This is a genomic window from Curtobacterium sp. L6-1 (assembly GCF_018885305.1).
Taxonomy (GTDB): Bacteria; Actinomycetota; Actinomycetes; order Actinomycetales; family Microbacteriaceae; genus Curtobacterium; species Curtobacterium aetherium.
In genome coordinates this window covers 2,150,218-2,166,942 of record NZ_CP076544.1, presented here as the reverse complement: position 1 = coordinate 2,166,942, position 16,725 = coordinate 2,150,218, and the positions used below count along the sequence as shown (strand labels likewise).

The following is a 16,725-nucleotide window of genomic DNA, read 5'->3' as shown; positions in this document are numbered from 1 at the left end:
GAACCGTTGGCAATCGAGACGGTCCTGTCACTCCGGGAATGTGGTTCGGTAGGCGGTAGGCGGTAGGCGGTAGGCGGTAGGCGGTAGGCGGTAGGCGAGGTGCGGATGATGCTGCCGAAGTGGCGTCGGCGATTGCGTCGGATCGCAGGCCGGTGACTACCGACGCCTGCAGGTCCGGGGAGCTCCGCGGGTACCAGCGAACCCGGAACTCAACGTGGCGGGTCCTGCACGACGACATCGACGAGTGGCTCGGCGTGAAGCCGCCTGTCCGTCGAGGACACCTTCGAGCGGTTTAGGCCGTGTCGAGATCCCACTGCACGCGCTCGAGCCGTACAAACCAGTCGATCGCCGCCTTGAGTGGAACAGAAAGCTCACGGCCCTCGAGCAACCGCCGGTACACGTCATCCTGCTGAGGCACCGACTTGTTCTGCATCCGCTCGCCGACCCAATCGGCCAGCAGCGTCTCAAGGGGCCCGTAGACCGTTGGGTCCCAGTGGAGCGGCCACTCAAGGGGCCAACGGAGACCCGATGGCTCGGCGGCGATCACAGCGCCGTGGGTGATGCCGTTGCGCACCAACCGAATCCCGGGTAGAACCTGCCCCTGCTCGTCCGAGTCCCTCGCAGCGTCGTAGGCCGCGCCGAACGTTCGCATGAGCTGCTCGTCGAGGGAGGCTGCCCAGAACTCAGCCGTGCCGAGGGCGACGTACTCGTTGCCAGAGTCGTTCTCGATCGACTCGGTCGCTGCCTTGAGGCCGTGTAGCGCCAGCGCCCCCAGCGGCGTCCATCTCGGAATGGACACTGTTACTGCTCAGCAATCTGCGATGCTGCTCGCGACGTCCCGCCGGCGTGCGTCACTCGCACGGCCTGCCACGTCCGGTCGTCGAGCTCCTGCGGGTGCTCGACGCCGAGCGCGTTCAGGTGCTCGCGAGCGGCGAGGATCCGGAGAGCTGTCTCGTCACCGTCGGCCGCCGCGCGCATCACGAGCTCCACGACCAGGCCCGCGCCGACGTCGTCGACAGGACGGATCATCGCGGCCGCCTCAGCGAACATCGCCCGCTCGAGTTCGGCGCGGCGCCGGCGATCTCGGTACTCCTGCTCCCGGGCGCTTGGCGGCCGTCTGCGGCGTATTCCTACGGCGAGGTCGACCCATACTGACATTCTGCCTCGGATCGGCGCGCAGGGCCGAGGTGCCACCTCAGGAATCGGGCTCAGACTCGTTCGTGGGAGGGGTGTACTGCTGACCCGGAGGCCGGCTCCACTGATGGCCATCCTTCGGGAACAAGTACCTTGCGACGATTGCAACGACACCGATCACCTCGACGACGGTGGCAGACAGCCAACCGAGTATCACCGGCCCCGGCACGGTCCAGTCCGTCCCCAACCATGCGTAGAGCACAAACACGGTATCGGCCACGAAGAGCTGCACGCCCATCGCGAGGAGCGCCCCGCGAGCGACCACCGCCTTCAACTGCACGTCAAGGTGATGGTCGGCCAGCACCACTTCATCTAGCGTCGTTGGGCGCGTCGGGCGCCTCCTGGGCCATTTCCACCAACGGCGTCGACGGCGTCGGACTTCGTCCCCGGACGCAGGTTCCCCACCAAGCCCAGGCGACGTCGTCACCCGCTCGTAAGAACCCTGGTCGTTGCGGGCCTGATCGAGAATGCGCTCGATCTCAGCCCTGCCCCGTTCGATGGCAGCACGCGCTTCGTCCGAATCGAAATCAGCTGGCTGATCACCGAAGCGATCTCCGGGCTCAGTCATGCCGTTCTGCGGTACCCGAGGTTCTGGAGGTGGTACTGCATCGACTGCAGCGACACTCCAAAGAACCGCGCCATCTCGAGCTCACTCCGTCTCGAGTTGACGAGCACCTCGACCGCCGGCGGGGGCATCAACAGGTGAGCAGCGAAGGTGTTCGCGAAGATCTCTTCGCCCTGAGTACCCTCCTGCGAACGCCCGTCACGACGGTCGACGTACCCGACGAACTCGTCCTGGTGTCGACGCTGAGCGAAGTGGCCGAGCTCGTGCGCGGTGGTGAAGCGGCGGCGAACAGGAGGATCGTCAACGTCGACGAAGATCTCAGCAGGTTCGTTCGGCTCCTTCTTGAGCAGGCCGCTCACGTCTCCGGGGAGCTGCGCCTGGTACACGCGCATGCCCATCCGCTCGGCGACGACGACGGGGTCGACCGGGAAACGGTCTGAGTCCCACGCTTCTTCGAGAATGGCGGCTGCGGCTCGCTCTGCTGCTCTCCTAGTCATGAAAGGGTCCTCCTCCCCGGTAGAGCGCTCGTGGCGTCCGAAAACTTCCCGCCACGCTCGTGACGATACCAGGGGACCGAAAGAGCGCTTCGGTCATCTAACGGTGGTTCGGATGGCGACGGCCCTGCGGCGCCCTGTCGGCGGCCTGCGGCACCATCACCGCATGGCCGAGCACCAGTGGGCACCACCCGAGCACCCCGACTTCACCCTGCACCAGCCCGTCGGCTTCGACACAAAGCTCGCCGGCGCCCTGACGCCTGTCGACCCACCCCAGCCTGCGTGGGCCGACATCGCGTTCGAGGAGATCCCCGACACCCTGCACCTGAAGTGTTTCGCGATCGCCAGCAGCGACGTCGCGATGCTCGTACGGACCGCTTGGCAGGGACGGCTGCAGGAGGTCCTCGTCGACCGCGACTACGTCACCCGCCGCACGCCCGACTTCCGCACCCGCTGATGGCACGCCGACGCCGCGACCGCTGGGCGCTCGGCCCCGCAGTCTCCCTCCCCGACGCGGCGTCCGACGGGCCCGTGTTCGACCTGCCGACACCGGACCCGGTGCTCGCCTGGCTGCAGTTCCCCGACCGCCCGCTCGAGGTCGAGGCCTGCGTCATCGCGTGGACCGCCCGCGCCGTCCTCGTCGAGTGGGGGTACGGCCAGGCGGCAGAGTCCGCCTGGGTCTGGCGGGACGCCATACGACCGCGCGGCCGGGCAGATACGAGCAACGGCATGCCGGGCTAGGGCACTCAACAGCGACCGGCAGGACCGCCCGCACCCGTCCGTCGAGCGCGGAAATCGCTGGCTACGCACTCTCCGACGTCGAGCGCGAGGTCACAGGTCAGGAGGCCTCGTGACTCTTCTCGAGTTTAGTGACGCGACGTTCGAGCTTCGCAACGGCCGCAACAATGGCCGTAAGGAGCGACCCCAGGATCTCATCACTTCTGGCGTTCTCCGCCCCGCGAATGACGCTGTTCACCAGCGTGATAGCGCAGATGAGGCTGCCTGCGGCTGCAATGATGCCACCGACGAGGGTGAGAGCGCGGGCTCGTTTATGTCCGCAGCCTATTCGATCGGACCACGGTGTGAGCCTCCGGCCGACCGATGCGGAATCCGCGACCGGTCACGAACCAGTGATCGGCTTGAACGCGGTAAGGCTCATAACTGCGGTGCCTCACTCGAGTCAGGTTCAGCCACCCTCAACCACAATGCACGCTCCTTCTCGCGCCTCCTGAGTTGGAGGGCCCCGACGATGGCACCGAGAACGCCAAGCACAGTGATTGCGACGATCGTCGCCCAGGTCGCCCCCACGCGGGGCTGTCCGACTTCGTCTGTGAGGGCACGGCTGAAGAACGCATTGGTAAGTACGAAGTACACCCAAAGCAGGATTCCGAGGCTCGCGATGCGGAGTGCCCACGCATAGAACAGAACGCCGCGCTTCTGAGGTGCCCGGTACTGCCGGTTCACTCGCCGCGACAACGCGGTCTGTAGCCACAACAGCTCGGCTCGGCCGTCAAAGTCGTCCCCGGCATCCTTCAGCACCGCGGTGACTCGCTCGAGCTGTCGCATCGCGCTCTGCTCTCGAGCAATACCCCATGCACCGAGAGCGGCCGTCACGACGACGGCGGCGAACGGTGCCATCACTTCCCAGTTCACACGCATTCCCTTCGTCGCGGCTAGAAGTGTATTGGCTGAGACTGCTGCGGGAATCGCTTCGGATCGAGCAGCTCGGCCGCTTCGCGGAACGCACAAGCAAGGATGCTGTGCTCGGTCTCGCCGCGGAGCCGGATCGTGAAGTCCTGCACTGACTCTGGTGTCCGAACCTCGTCGTCGAGCCAAATGATTCCGCCATCCACGTGGAGCCGGAACGAGGACTGGCCGGAGGTGCCGTCAAGCGGTTCTTTGAGGGCGATCGTGACGTCCACGATCGCGAACTCTTCGAAGTTGAGGGTTGTCACCTGGGGTAGTCGCTGCTCATGGATCGAGCATCGCAGGCCGACACGGAGTTGCACAGCGGGTTGGCTGGCACACTGACCCGCATGAGCGGTTTGGCATCGGATGACCTCACCCCTGGGAGCGACGAGCACTGGGAAGCTGTGCACACTGGTCTTGCCGCTGATCACCTGATTGCGCTCGGTCAAGTCGCTTACTGGTCAGCGCGGATCGACACGACACTGCCGCTGCTCGCCGCAGCGTTGATTCGTGCTTCGGACCGCCCGCGCACCCGCAAGCAGGCCGAGGTGGTCGGGCTCACCTTCTCGCAGATTCTCGAAAAGACTAGCGCGCTCGTGGCGGAGCTTGGCGCTGCCGATCAGGTCCGCGTGTTGTTTGAGCGTGACGCGAGTGCAATCCAGAAGGCGATGGAGGACCGCAACCACCTCCTGCACGCCTACTGGCTGCGTGGCCCGCGAGAGCCGGCGATGGCGCAGCGCACACGCCGAGAAGGTACGACCACCACGCCATTCTCTGCGGCCGACGTCGAACGGGTGGCCGTGAACCTGGCGAACCTCAGCGATCGTTTGTGGCTGACCTATGCCGTAGCCGACGGCATCCTGGAGTACCAGGAAGTTGCGGGCTGACCAACGTTCTACAGGCATTCCTGGTCGATCCCGCACCGGCCTGCGATGCTCGATCGCATGACTGATTACATCTGGGGTGACGCGGAGGTCACCTACCCCGACTGGCAGGGAACAATCCAGGTCGACGAGCGCCGGACCGGTACCCAGCTCGACGAGCTGGTCGGACTCGACTTCGACCGCTGGGGCATCGTCGGTATCGACATCGGCGGCGGTGAGTCCGGGCACACGCTCCACGTCCTGGCAGTCGACAAGCAGAAGACCGGCGACGCCCACTATGAGGACGTGGCAGCGGCGAACGGCGGCGAGCTACCGGTGACCGACTTCCTGATCCACGACGCCGACCCGTACGCGGTGCTGCAAGCGCTGACGCACGTGCTCGAACTGCGGATGCGGGTCCGGAGCACGGTGGGCCTGACAATCCGTGTCACGGCTCTTGGCGACGTGCCCGAACAGGATTAGCGTCGCGGCGAACTGGGTCGAAGCTTGGGGCACCCTTCGATCGCCCCAGGCGGCATCCGTAGCAGCGTCATCGTTCGGATCGCTGTGTGCCAGGCTCGCCGTTCTCGCTCGGGGGGGATGCTCGCGGTATGGAGGTGCGTGAGCTGCCGGAGCCGTTGCCGGTGCATGCGTGGTTCCAGTTGCCCGACCGGCTGATTCGTCGCAGTGACGCCCAGGCGTACCGCCTCACCCGAGACGCGGTTTGGGTGGAAGCCGGTCGCGGCGAGACCAAGCTGGCTGCGTGGGTGTGGCGCAGTTCGGTCAAGCACCGACGGCAGGTTGGTGCGACTTCGATCTGATCCATTGCTCGCTGTCAGTCGGGCAGGTTGTGGCGGAGGTCGTATCCGGTGTCGGCGGCGAACTGCAGCCGGTCGCGTACTTCTTGCAGTGATGCTGCGTCTTCGGCGTTGCGGTAGTCAGCGCGGAGGAGCGTGTTCGCAGTGATGATGTCGTCGGTACGGTCCACGTATCCGGCGGCCGCTGCGGTGAGAAAGATGGTCGGGTCCGCGGGCCGGACGAGTTCGGTGCCGGCGAAGCCCACGGTGTCCGCTTCGAAGCCGAGCGCGGCCATGTCGACCTCTTGCTCGGTGAAGGCGACGACCCGGTAGGGCATCTCCCCTTTGCTGATGGCGGGGTACCCGGGGCGGTCGGAAATGGCACGGCCGGAGATACGGCAGCCAGCACTGATGAGACGTTCCGCTTGCTCGATGAGCGGCAGCTCGGACGTCCACCGGGTCCTGACGCCGCCGGGTCCGGGATAGCAGGCGATCGCGAAGTCTACGAGACCACCAACCTGCCGTGACTCCCACCCGATGTCGGTCCGGTGCACGCGCTTCCCGAGGCGTGCGAGAGCGTCATCCACCTGTCCAGGGGTCAGTCCGGCGCTGACGAGTCTGTCGAAGGTGGCGCCGTTGACCGCGAGCATGCGCGCGACCGCGAAGGTGACATAGATGGGGGCGGCGTCCTTCCACCGTTCCTTCGTCCCAAGGGCTTGTCTGCCGTCGATCCAGACGCGGCGCCGGTCAACATCGACCAACAGCACCGTCGCGGTCTGTTCCGCAAGCGCGATCTGCGTCGCGGTGACGGTGCGTGGTGCCAGCAGGAGCAGTTCCGCGTCGTTCGGGTCGTCGTCGCGGGGGCGTTGGGTGAGGGTTGGGAAGCGTGCGCGGCGGCCGTCGGTGAGGCGGATCGTGTCGTGGGACTCCACGACCGCGCGCAGCCCAGCGAGCTTGAGGACGGCGAGGGTGTTGGTGAGGTCGGTGGTGTCGCCGAGTCCGTACGGCAGCGTGATCTGCGGCCTGCCGGAGTATGCGGCGGCCACCCACTCGAGCCTCGGGCCCATTAGCTGTGCTCTTCCGGGGTGTCGGGCCGGGTGAGGGCGAAGAGCCAGCGGGTTTCTTCGAGGAAGGGTTCCCACCCGGTGCGGGTGTCGCCGTGTGCTGGTTCGCAGATGGTGCCGGTGCCGGTACCGGTGCCGGTGGTGCGGATGATGACCTGCCGCAGCACGGTGCTGGGTGGGTCGCGAAAGAACACGTGCCCGTGCACCCCGGTGACGTCGTAGGCGACGTTGAGAAGGAACAGGTCCGGGCGGCGGGTCATAGCCGCCACCGTCGTCCGCGGAACAGGGCGATGATCGTTGTCAACGGCCGGCCTTCCCGCATCCAGTCCAGCGGTGTCAGGACTCGGTCGTCGACGGTGAGGAACTTGAGGGGCGTGGTCATGAACTCCGTCATCGCTGCTGCGTCGAGGAGCGGCTGCGGCGCTGCCGCGTAGAGGACGTCGAGGCCTGGCAGCAGCGACGACGAGTCGCCGAACTCGGGGAGGGCGGGCTTCACGAGTTGCCAGTCGGGGATGCGTTCTTCTCCGTCAAGGTCGAAGCTCGTCAGCCGGTTCGCTTCGAACAGCTCACCGACCTCCTCGATGCTGACCTGCAAGGCGGCAGCGACTTCCGGTTCGGTGAGGGTCGTGTGGAGGAGGTGCCGGCGGATGCGGGCCTGTGTCGTCCGCCACCAGTCCTCAGGAACGTCCGCCGAGCCGACCGCGCTGTGTCCGGGTGCGCGGGGGATCTGCCGGCCTTCGTCGGCGTACGCGGACAGTTGTTCGCGGGTGACTTCGCCGCGGGCGTACATCCACAGCTGCGACTGCCACGGCATGTCGTCCGGGAACCCTTCCAAGTAGCCGGAGTGGATCACCGCTCGGACGGCTTTCTCCCGTCGCGCGATCTCGGAGGCGGGGATGAGGAGGGTCTCCACCATGCGGTTCGCTTCCCGCACCGCCGGCACCGAAAGGTCCGACAGGACCGTGTTGGTCCTGTCATAGAGCTCGTACCCGGGCTCGACATCGATGGGGCGGACGAGAATCTGCTCCAGATGCGCGTCCGGGTTCTCCGTGTCCTCAAGGAGCACATGCCCCCAAAGGATCCGGTCGTTTGACAAGTGCAGGGACACCAGACGCATCATCAGCAACTACCTCCAAGAGTCGGGCGTGAGCAGAGCGGGTTAGGGCTGCTGGAAGTCGGCCTGGGTGCGGCCGATGCGGTCGGGCGTGTAGCGGAGGAGGAACCGCATGATGCGGTCCGCTTCGACCATCGCCGGCACCGTCGGATCCTGACCCTCCGGGTCGACGTTGGTGAGGCGGAACCAGGGCGGTTCGTCGGAGTGGTCGATGAGGACCGTGACCGGCTTGTCGTCGGGATGGTTCGGGTCAGTGAACATGACGGAGCCGAAGAACCGGATGTCGTCGTACGCCAACGTCAGCGACAGCAGCTGCAAGGTCATCAGCGTGCTCTCGTCAGCTGCCGCTGGGGTGCCAGCGGAGATAGTGGGCGAGGTCGGATCGGAAGTGCAGCAGCTGCCGCAGCCCGTTCAGTGCGTCTGTGTTCACGTCCGCGTAGCTGTCGGTGTAGATGACGTGCGCAGTGATGAAGTCGTCCGTGCAACACCCCTCCGCCGTAGCCAGGATCGTGGTGTCCTGCGGGATGACCACCGACACCGTCGCCTCGTTCACGGTGGCTGGCTTGTAGCCGAGCGCGGCCATGTCGGGGTGGTCGGCGAAGAACGCCGTGAGCCGGTTCGGCGGGACGAAGACGCCAGACTGCTGAGCCGCCCACCGGTCCGACATCACCCCGCCAAGCCCGATGAGCTCATCGGCTTGCTCGTCGATGGTGGTCTCGCGGCGCCAGCAAGTGCGAACCCCGCCGGGACCCGGGTACGCAGCCACCGCCCAATCGCAAAGAGCGGCCCGGTCGGCTGCTTCCCACCCGATCGGCGTGTGAAAGACGTGCGTCCCGAGCGCGGGCATGACCGCGCGGACATCATCGGCTGGGATGCCGATGCGGTCCGCGATGGAGTGCGTGCCGCCGCCATGCAGGGCGATGGTGCGGGCGATGGCGAACACAGTCCGCCACCCCGGTGTCGCGTCCCGCTCCATCGACGACCCGTGCACCTGCTTGCCGTTCGCCCAGACGCGTTGCCGTTTCCCGTTCACGAACACCAAGTCCGGGTAGCGGCGGGCGAGCGAGAGCACGCCGCCTTCCGACCCCCCTGGGAGGACGATGAGGTCCTCGGTCCGTTCAGCCGGTGTGCCGTCGTCGTTGATCGTGGCGGTCGGATTCGGGGTGGACAGGAACCCGGACCGGCCGTCCTCGAACCGGAGCCGATCGAACGCCTCCGCACGAGCGGGCATCCCCGCCGCCGTGAGAGCGACCAGAGTTTGCGTGATGTCGATCGTCCACCCGAGCCCGAACGGCAACGACAGAATCGTCTGCTGGCCCCGGATGTCCTGCAGCCACTGCCGGTCACTCATCAGTGATGTCCCTCGTCCGCCTCGGACGAGCGGCGCGACTGACGGCCGGTCAGTCGCGGGTCGTCTTCGGAGAGCCGCTCGAGCCCGAGGCCGGATGCGTCAAGGATCGCGTTCTCGGACTCCTCGGTGGCGACGAACGACCCGATCTGCGCATTGACCGCGACAAGAGTCACGATTCGGCTGCGCGCGTCCAACACGACAGCGGCGACCTCGTCGTCAGTGCAGTCGGAGGTGAGCTCCGGCTTCGAGGGGTGAAGTGCGGGGAACTCGAGCTGCTGCGTCGGCGGGTACCACTTCACACCGATCCGGAGCACCCGGCGGTCGGCATCGTTTCGATAGAACATCGACCCGAACGGGTGACCCAAGTCGAGGGTGAGGTCGGCACCGTAGAGGGTCCACCCGGTGGCAGCGTACGTCGGGTCCCAGCGCTGCACGATGAGCGCGCCGACCCCCATCTTCAGACCGGGGATGAGCGCTTGACCGTCCTGGACGTCGGCGTAGAGGGTCGTCAGGTTGGGGGAACTTTGGTCGCGTAGGTCCGAGAGGGAGATGCGTGCCATGCCGCGGATTGCGGCGAGCTGCCGACACTGCGTGAAGTTCAGCCCCGACTCGTCGGCGCCCTCGCTCACCTGTCGGCCTTCTTTCGGGCGGCCGCTGGGTTGCAGGAGCGTCGAGCCGAAACGGTGGCAGCACCGTCGGGGTGAAGTGCGGTATGGAGCATGCTTTGCACGCTAGGAGAGCGCTTCACATGAGGGAACCGTTCCACCGGAGCCGGGTCCAAGAACAGGAGAGTTGGCAAGGACGCGGTTCGGTTGCATGACTGGCCTTTATTGCCTTCACGGCTTCCGTACAATTGGTTCGTGAAAGCCGAGGTATTACTCGACCAGACAAAAACCGGCGCGTTATGCGCAGTCGCGACGGGACGCGATGCGTACCCAAGTTCTAAACACGTCTGCCCGACCGGGCACGGTCAGCGTGTCCTTGGGATCAACGGCTGGCGCACCGCATGACCCGTAGCGATGACGCAGCGGTGAAGCGAACTGAGAAGTGGCTGGAGCGTCTCGATCGATTTGTGGACCAGCACGGGCATGCTGCGGTACCGCAGCTCTTCGAAGATGAGTTTGGTCACCGGCTCGGCCGGTGGGTGAAGCGCATGCGGCGGCGGTACCGGTCCGGGCATCTGGAAGCCTCGTCGATTGCAGCGCTGGAGGCCCGCCCCGGGTGGCTCTGGCACGCCTCGAAACAGAACCGCGCAACACGCGCGGACGGCAGCATCGCGCCGTCCGAAAATCCGCTTGCGCACATGGCGTCGCTGCTCGCGTTCGCTACCTGTCACGGTCACACTGCCGTGCCGTACAACAGCCAAGAGCCAGATCATTCGGGCCTGGGTGACTGGGTTCGAAGGCAACGCGCTCACTATCGCGCGGGGGATCTTTCGTCGCGGCGAATTGCGCTACTCGAAGCGGTGCCGCACTGGTCGTGGGAGCAGACGCCCAGGCCGAGCCCGTGGTATGAGACGTACGAAGTTCTCCTGCAGTGGGTGTCCGATCACGGCACCGCCGACCTCTCCCGCCGAGTTGTCGCCCCCTCCGGGCAGCGCGTTGGGGAGTGGGTGCAAGCCCAGCGACAGCGCCAGCGACGTGGCCGACTGGCACCCGAACGTTTTCAGCTGCTCGAACAACTGCCGGGCTGGTGCTGGGACGCATCCTGGAAGAACGACACCTTCTCGGAGCGACTGGCAGAGCTCGAAGCGCACGCTCGGGAGCATGGCTTAGACGAGCCCCTTCCACCGCAGCTCCGCAGATGGATCGATCGGCGTGTGCTGGACTACAAGCGTGGGCTGCTGAGCGACGAGCGGTTCGCAGCACTCGAAGCGCTGGAATGGTGGAGATGGGCACGGCCCTCTCGAAGCAACAGCGCCTTCCGAGAACAGCAAACCGCGCTCGAGCATTGGCTCGAGTCAGAGCGGTGAGCCGACCGGCTCAGCATGGTGCCAGCACCATCTTGCTCAGGTATCGACCCTGATCCCGGTCAGGGTCTTCGGGTTGGTATCAACGAGCGGGGTCTAGACCGAAATGAAGGACGGCGCGGAGGCGTGATCGCGCTGTCCGGACCCTGTCCAGGCAGGGATGCACAGCTGCAGACTTTTCTGGCCTGTCCGAAGGGGCACCAGCACCCGGACGACCTGAAATGCCGGGACACAAACTTCATGGGCCGAAGCGCAACTCATGCGCCGCTAATCAACGAACGCAGGAGACACGATGACGAACACCATCAGGACCGCGGAGGCTGGCAACCCACTGGCCGTCACCCTGACGCAACATCTCGCCGACATGCTCTGGCACACCGGGACCACGAGCGCCGAGACCCTGACGGAGAACCGCGACCGTTTCGAAAGCGACCCCGTCCTACCCGACCCCGACGACGCCATCTTCGCTGCTTCCTACATGCGGTGGTGCCGCACTGCCGCCGACGCGGTCCTCCTCCTCGCCTACGAGCAGGCCGCCGGACATTCCGCCACCATGCTTTGGGACCTCGACGAGGACGAGCATGTTGTTCTCAGCACTCGGCTCCCGGCGCGCTGATCTCCGCGGTCGGCTGTCTTCGCTTCACGTCGCGAGCGCCGTCTTCCTGTCGACTTCCACGCCCACCCCGCACGCTCTTCAAGTTGTGCTTGGCGTTCTGGTGGCAGCTTGTCGAACTTGCCTCCTCCTCATCGTCAGCTCCGCAACCCTTGAGCGCGGACGCCCGCTCAATTCGGGGATCACCCTCTCCGACTCGACTCGAGAGACGGCGCTCACCCGAACACACCACGAAGCAACAGGGTCGATGCGCGTTGCGGAGCATCGCTGTCGGTCGTTTGCAGACCGTCAGCCACGGCACCGACCATGATGGTGAGCGACAGGACGTCGCGGCGGTCGAAGTCGTCCGACACGATCCCGGCGACCCTCGCACGATCGATGACCAGATCGACGTCTGCATCGAAGCGATCGAGGTCGACATCGGACCAGGGCGGGCTGCACCGTGTCATCGCGTCCGTGATCGTCCTGTCGGATTCCCGGAGCTCGAAGAGGCAGAGGAGCAGCGTGCTGAGCGCGGTCCCCGGGTCGACTTCCCGCGAGGCGCGCGTACTGACGGCGAGGAGGTCCCGCGCCTGAGCGATCGCCATTTCGTTCAGGATCCCGGGCCTCCCGCCGAAGTGGCGATGCACCGTTGCCACACCGACGCCTGCTGCACGTGCGATATCCGCGAGCGGTACCGTCGTACCTCGCTCTGCGAAGCACGTGCGCGCCGCCTGGAGTATCAGCTGTCGATTCCGCCGAGCGTCCGCGCGGGGCTGGCCGCTGGGGACGGTCACCGCTGGAAGGTGAGCGGGGTCCACGGCTGCACCGGCGAGGGCGTCGCGAGACCTGCGGTGAACAACGGGTCGTCGTCACGGAACGCACGTGCGGCCGGTTCGCTCCAGAACACGGCCATCGCAGAAGACCACCCCTCTACCGCCGGCAACGTGCCGATCATCCAGAGCCCCCCGTCCCCACCAAGGCGATCGACGTCGGCTCGGTGCAGTGCGTAGGCTGCCCGGACGTCGGCATCCCGGCTGAGCGGCCACCGGTACTGCACCACGAAGAGCGCCGGACGGTCAGGAAGCGAATCGGGCACCGAGCCCTCCGTCCACGTCCCATGCGGCACCGGTGACGAACCCGGCCTGCGACGAGGCGAGGAATGCGACCACGGCGGCGACCTCTTCCGGCTCGCCGATGCGTCCCAGCGGATGGATGCGCTGGAGGTGGTCCCACGCCTCCTCTGGGTTCTCCATCGCCTGGTACTGGGCGATCATCGGTGGTGTGCGCACGTAACCCGGGCAGACCGCGTTCACGCGGATCGCGTCGTCCGCGAGGTCGAGGGCCATCGAGCGGGTGAGTCCGAGCATCCCGGCCTTCGCGGCGGCGTACGGGAAGAGTCCCTTCCGCGTCAGGTGAGCATGGATCGAGGCGATGTTGACGACGGACCCGCCTCCGCGAGAGCGCATCCCGGGGAGGGCGGCCTGGACACACAGCCACGCAGCTTTGAGGTCGACGGCCATCAGCGCATCCCAGTCGGCGCTGCGGAGCTGCTCGACGGTGGCTGCGCGACCGACGCCGGCGTTGTTCACGAGGACGTCGACGGGTCCCATCTCGCGCTCCACTTCGGCGAAGGCGTCCGGGATGCGTCGCTCGTCGGCGACGTCGCACTGCACGAAGCGGTGCTCCGGGCCGAGCTGCTCGGCAGCAGCCCGGCCCGTGGACTCCGTCCTGCCGAGGATCGCGACGCGCCACCCTTGATCGCGCAGCGTCGTCGCGATCGCGAGACCGATGCCCTGCGTGCCGCCGGTCACGACGGCCGTCCCACGGGGAGCCGCGTCGCGCATGCTCACGCCTCCTTCGGCAGGTCGGTCGACGCGGCGGTCACCTTCTGCGCCTCGATGTCCGCGAGGCGCTCCCGGAGCGCATCCGCGATGACCTTCTGCGAGTCGCTGCCGGTGACCAGGCGGAGGGGTGCCGGCTCCTGGTCGACGGAGCCGATGATCGCCGCGGCCACCTTCGCGGGGTCGCTGACGGACGGCAGTGCGGGATTCTGGATGCCGCGGCTCATCGCAGCGGGCGTGCCGTCGTAGGCCGCCATGGGCTCGGGCAGCCGGGAGCTCCCGACGCGGAACCCCGTTGCTGCACTGCCCGGCTCGACGATGGTCACCCCAATGCCGAAGGGCGCGAGGTCCTTCGCGTTGGCCTCCATGAACCCCTCGACGCCCCACTTGCTGGCGTGGTACAGCGATGCGCCGGGGTTCGTGGCCTGGCCGCCGTAGGTCGAGACCTGGATGATGCGGCCGCCGCCCTGTGCGCGCAGGTGCGGCACCGCAGCGCGGAGGATCTGGATGGGGCCGACGAGGTTCGTGCCGAGCTGGTGCTCGATGAGTTCGTCCGTGAGTTCCTCGGCAGCACCGAAGAGTCCGTACCCGGCGTTGTTGACGATGACGTCGACGGTGCCGAGGTCCTGGAAGGCCCGCTCGACGACGTCGCGGATCTGGGCAGTGTCGGTGACGTCGAGCTGGGCGAGCCAGATGCGGTCGCCGTACCGCTCCACGAGGTCGCTGAGCGATGCCGTGTCACGGGCGGTGGCAGCCACGCGGTCGCCGCGCTCGAGGAGCTGCTCGGTCATGAGTCGTCCGAAACCGCTGGTGGAACCGGTGATGAACCAGGTGCGCTGAGGCATGGAGGTCGTCCTTTCGGGATGGGCACCGACCGGTGTGGCCGGCGCTGACAGCCATGCTCGATCCGTGGACGGTCACCAGGAAGACCGTGCCCACACCAGTAGTGCGAGGGACAGGATGAGCCGCCTGCGACGTCGTCGCGCTGCGTACGCTCGTGCTCGTGGACACGCACAAGCCCCTCGCCGAATTCCTCCGGGCCCGTCGAGAGCTGCTCCGCCCCGAGGACGTCGGGCTCCAGCGGGGGGAGCGTCGGCGTGTGCCGGGGCTGCGCCGTGAGGAGGTCGCGATGCTCGCGGGCATCAGCAGTGAGTACTACCTCCGTCTCGAACAGGGACGCGACCAGCACCCGTCCGACCAGGTGGTCGACGCGATCGCGTCCGCGTTGCAGCTGGACGAGGAGAGCCGTGCCCACGTCGCAGAACTCGCTCGCTCCCGGCCGGAACGCCGGCCGCTGCGACGTCGCCGGCCGGAGCGGGTGCCGGATGGTGTCCGCATGCTCGTCGACACGGTGAACGTGCCGGCGTTCGTGATGAACCGCTACCGCGACGTCCTCGCGGTGAACCGTCTGGCGAACGTGCTCGAACCGACCCTGATCGTGGGCGCCAACCGGTTGGTGTCCCTCTTCACCGACGAGGAGGCCCGGACGTCGCACCCGGACTGGAACCAGAACACGGCCAGTGTCGTCGCGCAGTTGCGCGCCGACACCGGTGCTGAGGAGGACGATCCGCAGTTCCAGGCGCTGATCGGCGAGCTGTCGATGAAGAGCGAACGCTTCCGGCAGCTCTGGGCCAGACACGACGTCAGCGTCACCGGTAGCCCGAGCGGGATCGTCCACAACCGCCAGGTCGGTGACCTGACCCTCCACCGTGAGAAGCTCGCGGTCGTCGGCAGCGCCGGGCTGGTCGTCGTGATGTACCACGCTGCACCGGGAACACCCGACGCGGACAAGCTCGCACTGTTGTCGTCACTCACGTGAGCGACGGCTGATCCCGCCCGTCATCGTCGTCGTCGATGGCAGCCCGGAGTGCTGTGACGACGGCCGGCAGGAAGTTGGGCGACATGTCGTAGCCCGTGGCGACCAGCGCGAGGCGTCCTGCGGTGGTCGCCGCTCCGAGCATCTGTTCCCCGTCGACCTGCGTGAGCACCAGCGGCCCCCAGAAGGCGTCGACCTGCACCTCACCGCCGACCGGGAAGCGGAGCACGCCGAGGTTGCTCACGACCACGTCGAGACCGAGCGCCCCACGTGCCATGAACGCCTCGGCTCGGGCAGCGGTCACACCGGCGTCCATGGCAGCACCGATGGCGGCCACTGATCGTCCGACCCCGCCAGCACTGCGCGCCGGGGCGAGCGCGGCGATGTGATCGCGGGCCTCGGCCCAGAAGGAGTCTCGGGAACCGGTACGGCCTCCCGTACGGGCGACAGCGATGAAGACGCCTGGACCATCCGCGGTCCCGACGAACGGGAGCAAGCTGATCGGGCTCATCGTCCGAACGAAGTCGATGCCTCGCGTGCGGGTCGCCGCGCCACCAGCTGCGGCGATGAGTGCGCCGTGCAGCGTCGTCCCGTGCCTGCGGGCCGCACCCAGCAGTTCGGCAGTCGTCGTCTCGTCGAGGGACTGCGCGTACACAGCCGGTCGACGGCCGTCGAACGGCCGGAACACCGGGAGGGCCCGCAGTTCCTCGTGGGCGAGTGGAGGCGGACCGTCTGGGGGACCGAGCCGGACGACGGCGTCGACGGCGGGCACCCGTTTCAGCGCGGTCTCGCGGGACTCCGATGTCGTCCGCGGCCCGAGCTCCTCGTGGCTGAGCGCGCGAGCCAGGTCACCGAGGAGCAGTGCACCGGAGAGCCCGTCCGCGAGGGAGTGGACGAACGTCAGCAGCACCATGGCGCCACGATCCGACCCGTCGTCGTCGATCAGCACGGCGCGGACGGTCGGCGCACCTGGTCGCAGGGTGAACGCGTCAGCGAGTTCCCGTGCTGCTTCCGTTTCCCAGGCGGTGCCGGGCGCTGCAGTCCGGACCGGGATCGGTTCGTCGGTCGTGGCGATCGCGGGTCCCGACTCTGACTCCACGACTCGAGCGGCGAACGACGGGTGGTGCTGCTGCAGGGTCGCCAGAGCGTCCTGGAGCCCGGTCGCGTCGACGGTGCCGCGGAAGTGCGCGGCGACCACGAACTGCATCGGGTGTAGTTCGGAGAACCGGTGGTACATCCGCTCGAGCGCTCCGAGCGGACGGAGCAGCGCGTCGGGCGGCTCCGGTACCTGCTCGTGCGCGGCCCTGTCACCGAGGTGTGTGTCGTCGTCCACGTACGCTCCCGTGCGTTCGGTGCGGGGACTCGTTCCCAGC

25 protein-coding genes and 1 pseudogene are annotated in these 16,725 nt (G+C 67.1%); 8 read left to right on the top strand and 18 right to left on the bottom strand.

The annotated features are described in order from the left end of the window. Nucleotides 1–292: 292 nt before the first annotated feature. The 4 genes from KM842_RS09895 to KM842_RS09880 all read right to left on the bottom strand — a co-directional run bounded on the left by KM842_RS09895 (nucleotide 293) and on the right by KM842_RS09880 (nucleotide 2,256). Nucleotides 293–799, bottom strand: coding sequence for a hypothetical protein (locus KM842_RS09895; protein ID WP_216257973.1), 507 nt, complete (start codon nucleotides 797–799; stop codon nucleotides 293–295). 2 nt (nucleotides 800–801) lie between these two features. Further along, nucleotides 802–1,029 (bottom strand): hypothetical protein, encoded by a 228-nt coding sequence (locus KM842_RS09890; RefSeq protein WP_216257971.1) that lies wholly within the window; start codon nucleotides 1,027–1,029, stop codon nucleotides 802–804. 166 nt (nucleotides 1,030–1,195) lie between these two features. Further along, nucleotides 1,196–1,762 carry a hypothetical protein gene (locus KM842_RS09885; RefSeq protein ID WP_216257969.1) on the bottom strand — a complete coding sequence of 189 codons (567 nt, stop codon included), beginning with the start codon at nucleotides 1,760–1,762 and terminating at the stop codon, nucleotides 1,196–1,198. After that, a complete protein-coding gene (locus tag KM842_RS09880) occupies nucleotides 1,759–2,256 on the bottom strand; it encodes an ImmA/IrrE family metallo-endopeptidase (protein WP_216257966.1) in 498 nt (165 codons plus the stop codon). The genes KM842_RS09885 and KM842_RS09880 overlap by 4 nt, the downstream gene beginning before the upstream one ends. A gap of 163 nt (nucleotides 2,257–2,419) precedes the next feature. On the opposite strand from KM842_RS09880, the gene KM842_RS09875 reads away from it, so the two are divergent. Continuing rightward, complete coding sequence (locus KM842_RS09875; protein ID WP_216257964.1) at nucleotides 2,420–2,710, top strand: hypothetical protein; 291 nt, start codon at nucleotides 2,420–2,422, stop codon at nucleotides 2,708–2,710. Continuing rightward, a complete protein-coding gene (locus tag KM842_RS09870) occupies nucleotides 2,710–2,994 on the top strand; it encodes a hypothetical protein (RefSeq protein WP_216257962.1) in 285 nt (94 codons plus the stop codon). Before KM842_RS09875 ends, KM842_RS09870 begins: the two co-directional genes overlap by 1 nt. A 414-nt stretch (nucleotides 2,995–3,408) precedes the next feature. Here KM842_RS09870 and KM842_RS09865 read toward each other — a convergent pair whose 3' ends face one another. After that, the gene (locus KM842_RS09865; protein ID WP_216257960.1) at nucleotides 3,409–3,906 is read right to left on the bottom strand and encodes a hypothetical protein; all 498 of its coding nucleotides are present in this window, start codon (nucleotides 3,904–3,906) and stop codon (nucleotides 3,409–3,411) included. A gap of 20 nt (nucleotides 3,907–3,926) precedes the next feature. After that, entirely contained in the window at nucleotides 3,927–4,208 is a 282-nt protein-coding gene (locus KM842_RS09860) for a hypothetical protein (protein WP_216257957.1), read from the bottom strand. Nucleotides 4,209–4,289: 81 nt separating this feature from the next. Here KM842_RS09860 and KM842_RS09855 point away from each other — a divergent pair, with 81 nt between their 5' ends. The 3 genes from KM842_RS09855 (at nucleotide 4,290) to KM842_RS09845 (ending at nucleotide 5,626) form a co-directional block, all read left to right on the top strand. Beyond that, nucleotides 4,290–4,829: a hypothetical protein gene (locus tag KM842_RS09855; RefSeq protein ID WP_216257954.1), complete on the top strand. Its 540-nt coding sequence runs from the start codon at nucleotides 4,290–4,292 to the stop codon at nucleotides 4,827–4,829. A 57-nt stretch (nucleotides 4,830–4,886) separates the two neighbouring features. Then, complete coding sequence (locus tag KM842_RS09850; RefSeq protein WP_216257952.1) at nucleotides 4,887–5,288, top strand: hypothetical protein; 402 nt, start codon at nucleotides 4,887–4,889, stop codon at nucleotides 5,286–5,288. Between the two features lie 128 nt (nucleotides 5,289–5,416). Then, nucleotides 5,417–5,626, top strand: a complete 210-nt coding sequence (locus KM842_RS09845; protein ID WP_216257950.1) for a hypothetical protein — start codon at nucleotides 5,417–5,419, stop codon at nucleotides 5,624–5,626. Nucleotides 5,627–5,640: 14 nt separating this feature from the next. On the opposite strand, the gene KM842_RS09840 is transcribed toward KM842_RS09845, so the two are convergent. The 6 genes from KM842_RS09840 to KM842_RS09815 are packed head-to-tail and all read right to left on the bottom strand — an operon-like array spanning nucleotide 5,641 to nucleotide 9,760. Beyond that, the gene (locus tag KM842_RS09840; protein WP_216257948.1) at nucleotides 5,641–6,648 is read right to left on the bottom strand and encodes a hypothetical protein; all 1,008 of its coding nucleotides are present in this window, start codon (nucleotides 6,646–6,648) and stop codon (nucleotides 5,641–5,643) included. A gap of 20 nt (nucleotides 6,649–6,668) precedes the next feature. Beyond that, nucleotides 6,669–6,926: a hypothetical protein gene (locus KM842_RS09835; RefSeq protein WP_216257945.1), complete on the bottom strand. Its 258-nt coding sequence runs from the start codon at nucleotides 6,924–6,926 to the stop codon at nucleotides 6,669–6,671. Next, nucleotides 6,923–7,786 carry an antitoxin VbhA family protein gene (locus tag KM842_RS09830; RefSeq protein ID WP_216257943.1) on the bottom strand — a complete coding sequence of 288 codons (864 nt, stop codon included), beginning with the start codon at nucleotides 7,784–7,786 and terminating at the stop codon, nucleotides 6,923–6,925. Before KM842_RS09830 ends, KM842_RS09835 begins: the two co-directional genes overlap by 4 nt. A gap of 39 nt (nucleotides 7,787–7,825) precedes the next feature. After that, nucleotides 7,826–8,104 (bottom strand): hypothetical protein, encoded by a 279-nt coding sequence (locus KM842_RS09825; RefSeq protein ID WP_216257941.1) that lies wholly within the window; start codon nucleotides 8,102–8,104, stop codon nucleotides 7,826–7,828. Between the two features lie 13 nt (nucleotides 8,105–8,117). Beyond that, nucleotides 8,118–9,131 carry a hypothetical protein gene (locus tag KM842_RS09820; RefSeq protein WP_216257939.1) on the bottom strand — a complete coding sequence of 338 codons (1,014 nt, stop codon included), beginning with the start codon at nucleotides 9,129–9,131 and terminating at the stop codon, nucleotides 8,118–8,120. Further along, complete coding sequence (locus tag KM842_RS09815) at nucleotides 9,131–9,760, bottom strand: hypothetical protein (protein WP_216257937.1); 630 nt, start codon at nucleotides 9,758–9,760, stop codon at nucleotides 9,131–9,133. The genes KM842_RS09820 and KM842_RS09815 overlap by 1 nt, the downstream gene beginning before the upstream one ends. 377 nt (nucleotides 9,761–10,137) lie before the next feature. Here KM842_RS09815 and KM842_RS09810 point away from each other — a divergent pair, with 377 nt between their 5' ends. Both KM842_RS09810 and KM842_RS09805 read left to right on the top strand, forming a co-directional pair. Further along, on the top strand, nucleotides 10,138–11,103 hold the full coding sequence (locus KM842_RS09810) for a helicase associated domain-containing protein (RefSeq protein WP_216257935.1): 966 nt from the start codon (nucleotides 10,138–10,140) through the stop codon (nucleotides 11,101–11,103). Nucleotides 11,104–11,392: 289 nt separating this feature from the next. Then, on the top strand, nucleotides 11,393–11,716 hold the full coding sequence (locus tag KM842_RS09805; RefSeq protein WP_216257933.1) for a hypothetical protein: 324 nt from the start codon (nucleotides 11,393–11,395) through the stop codon (nucleotides 11,714–11,716). A gap of 212 nt (nucleotides 11,717–11,928) precedes the next feature. Here the strand turns inward: KM842_RS09805 and KM842_RS09800 are convergent, their stop codons facing one another. From KM842_RS09800 to KM842_RS09790, 5 genes and pseudogenes are all read right to left on the bottom strand, one after another. After that, on the bottom strand, nucleotides 11,929–12,300 hold the full coding sequence (locus KM842_RS09800) for a hypothetical protein (protein WP_253206074.1): 372 nt from the start codon (nucleotides 12,298–12,300) through the stop codon (nucleotides 11,929–11,931). Between the two features lie 9 nt (nucleotides 12,301–12,309). Further along, nucleotides 12,310–12,489, bottom strand: a pseudogene (locus KM842_RS16045) (TetR/AcrR family transcriptional regulator); the annotation flags it as partial. After that, on the bottom strand, nucleotides 12,486–12,608 hold the full coding sequence (locus tag KM842_RS15965) for a hypothetical protein (protein WP_301183786.1): 123 nt from the start codon (nucleotides 12,606–12,608) through the stop codon (nucleotides 12,486–12,488). The pseudogene KM842_RS16045 and the gene KM842_RS15965, both read right to left, overlap by 4 nt. A 163-nt stretch (nucleotides 12,609–12,771) precedes the next feature. Beyond that, nucleotides 12,772–13,539, bottom strand: a complete 768-nt coding sequence (locus tag KM842_RS09795; protein WP_253206363.1) for an SDR family NAD(P)-dependent oxidoreductase — start codon at nucleotides 13,537–13,539, stop codon at nucleotides 12,772–12,774. A 2-nt stretch (nucleotides 13,540–13,541) separates the two neighbouring features. Continuing rightward, nucleotides 13,542–14,381: an SDR family oxidoreductase gene (locus KM842_RS09790; RefSeq protein WP_216257926.1), complete on the bottom strand. Its 840-nt coding sequence runs from the start codon at nucleotides 14,379–14,381 to the stop codon at nucleotides 13,542–13,544. A gap of 158 nt (nucleotides 14,382–14,539) precedes the next feature. Here KM842_RS09790 and KM842_RS09785 point away from each other — a divergent pair, with 158 nt between their 5' ends. After that, nucleotides 14,540–15,355, top strand: a complete 816-nt coding sequence (locus tag KM842_RS09785; protein WP_253206073.1) for a helix-turn-helix transcriptional regulator — start codon at nucleotides 14,540–14,542, stop codon at nucleotides 15,353–15,355. Here the strand turns inward: KM842_RS09785 and KM842_RS09780 are convergent. Next, nucleotides 15,348–16,685 carry a hypothetical protein gene (locus KM842_RS09780; RefSeq protein WP_216257925.1) on the bottom strand — a complete coding sequence of 446 codons (1,338 nt, stop codon included), beginning with the start codon at nucleotides 16,683–16,685 and terminating at the stop codon, nucleotides 15,348–15,350. The two genes, KM842_RS09785 and KM842_RS09780, sit on opposite strands and share 8 nt — an antisense overlap. Nucleotides 16,686–16,725: the final 40 nt, after the last annotated feature.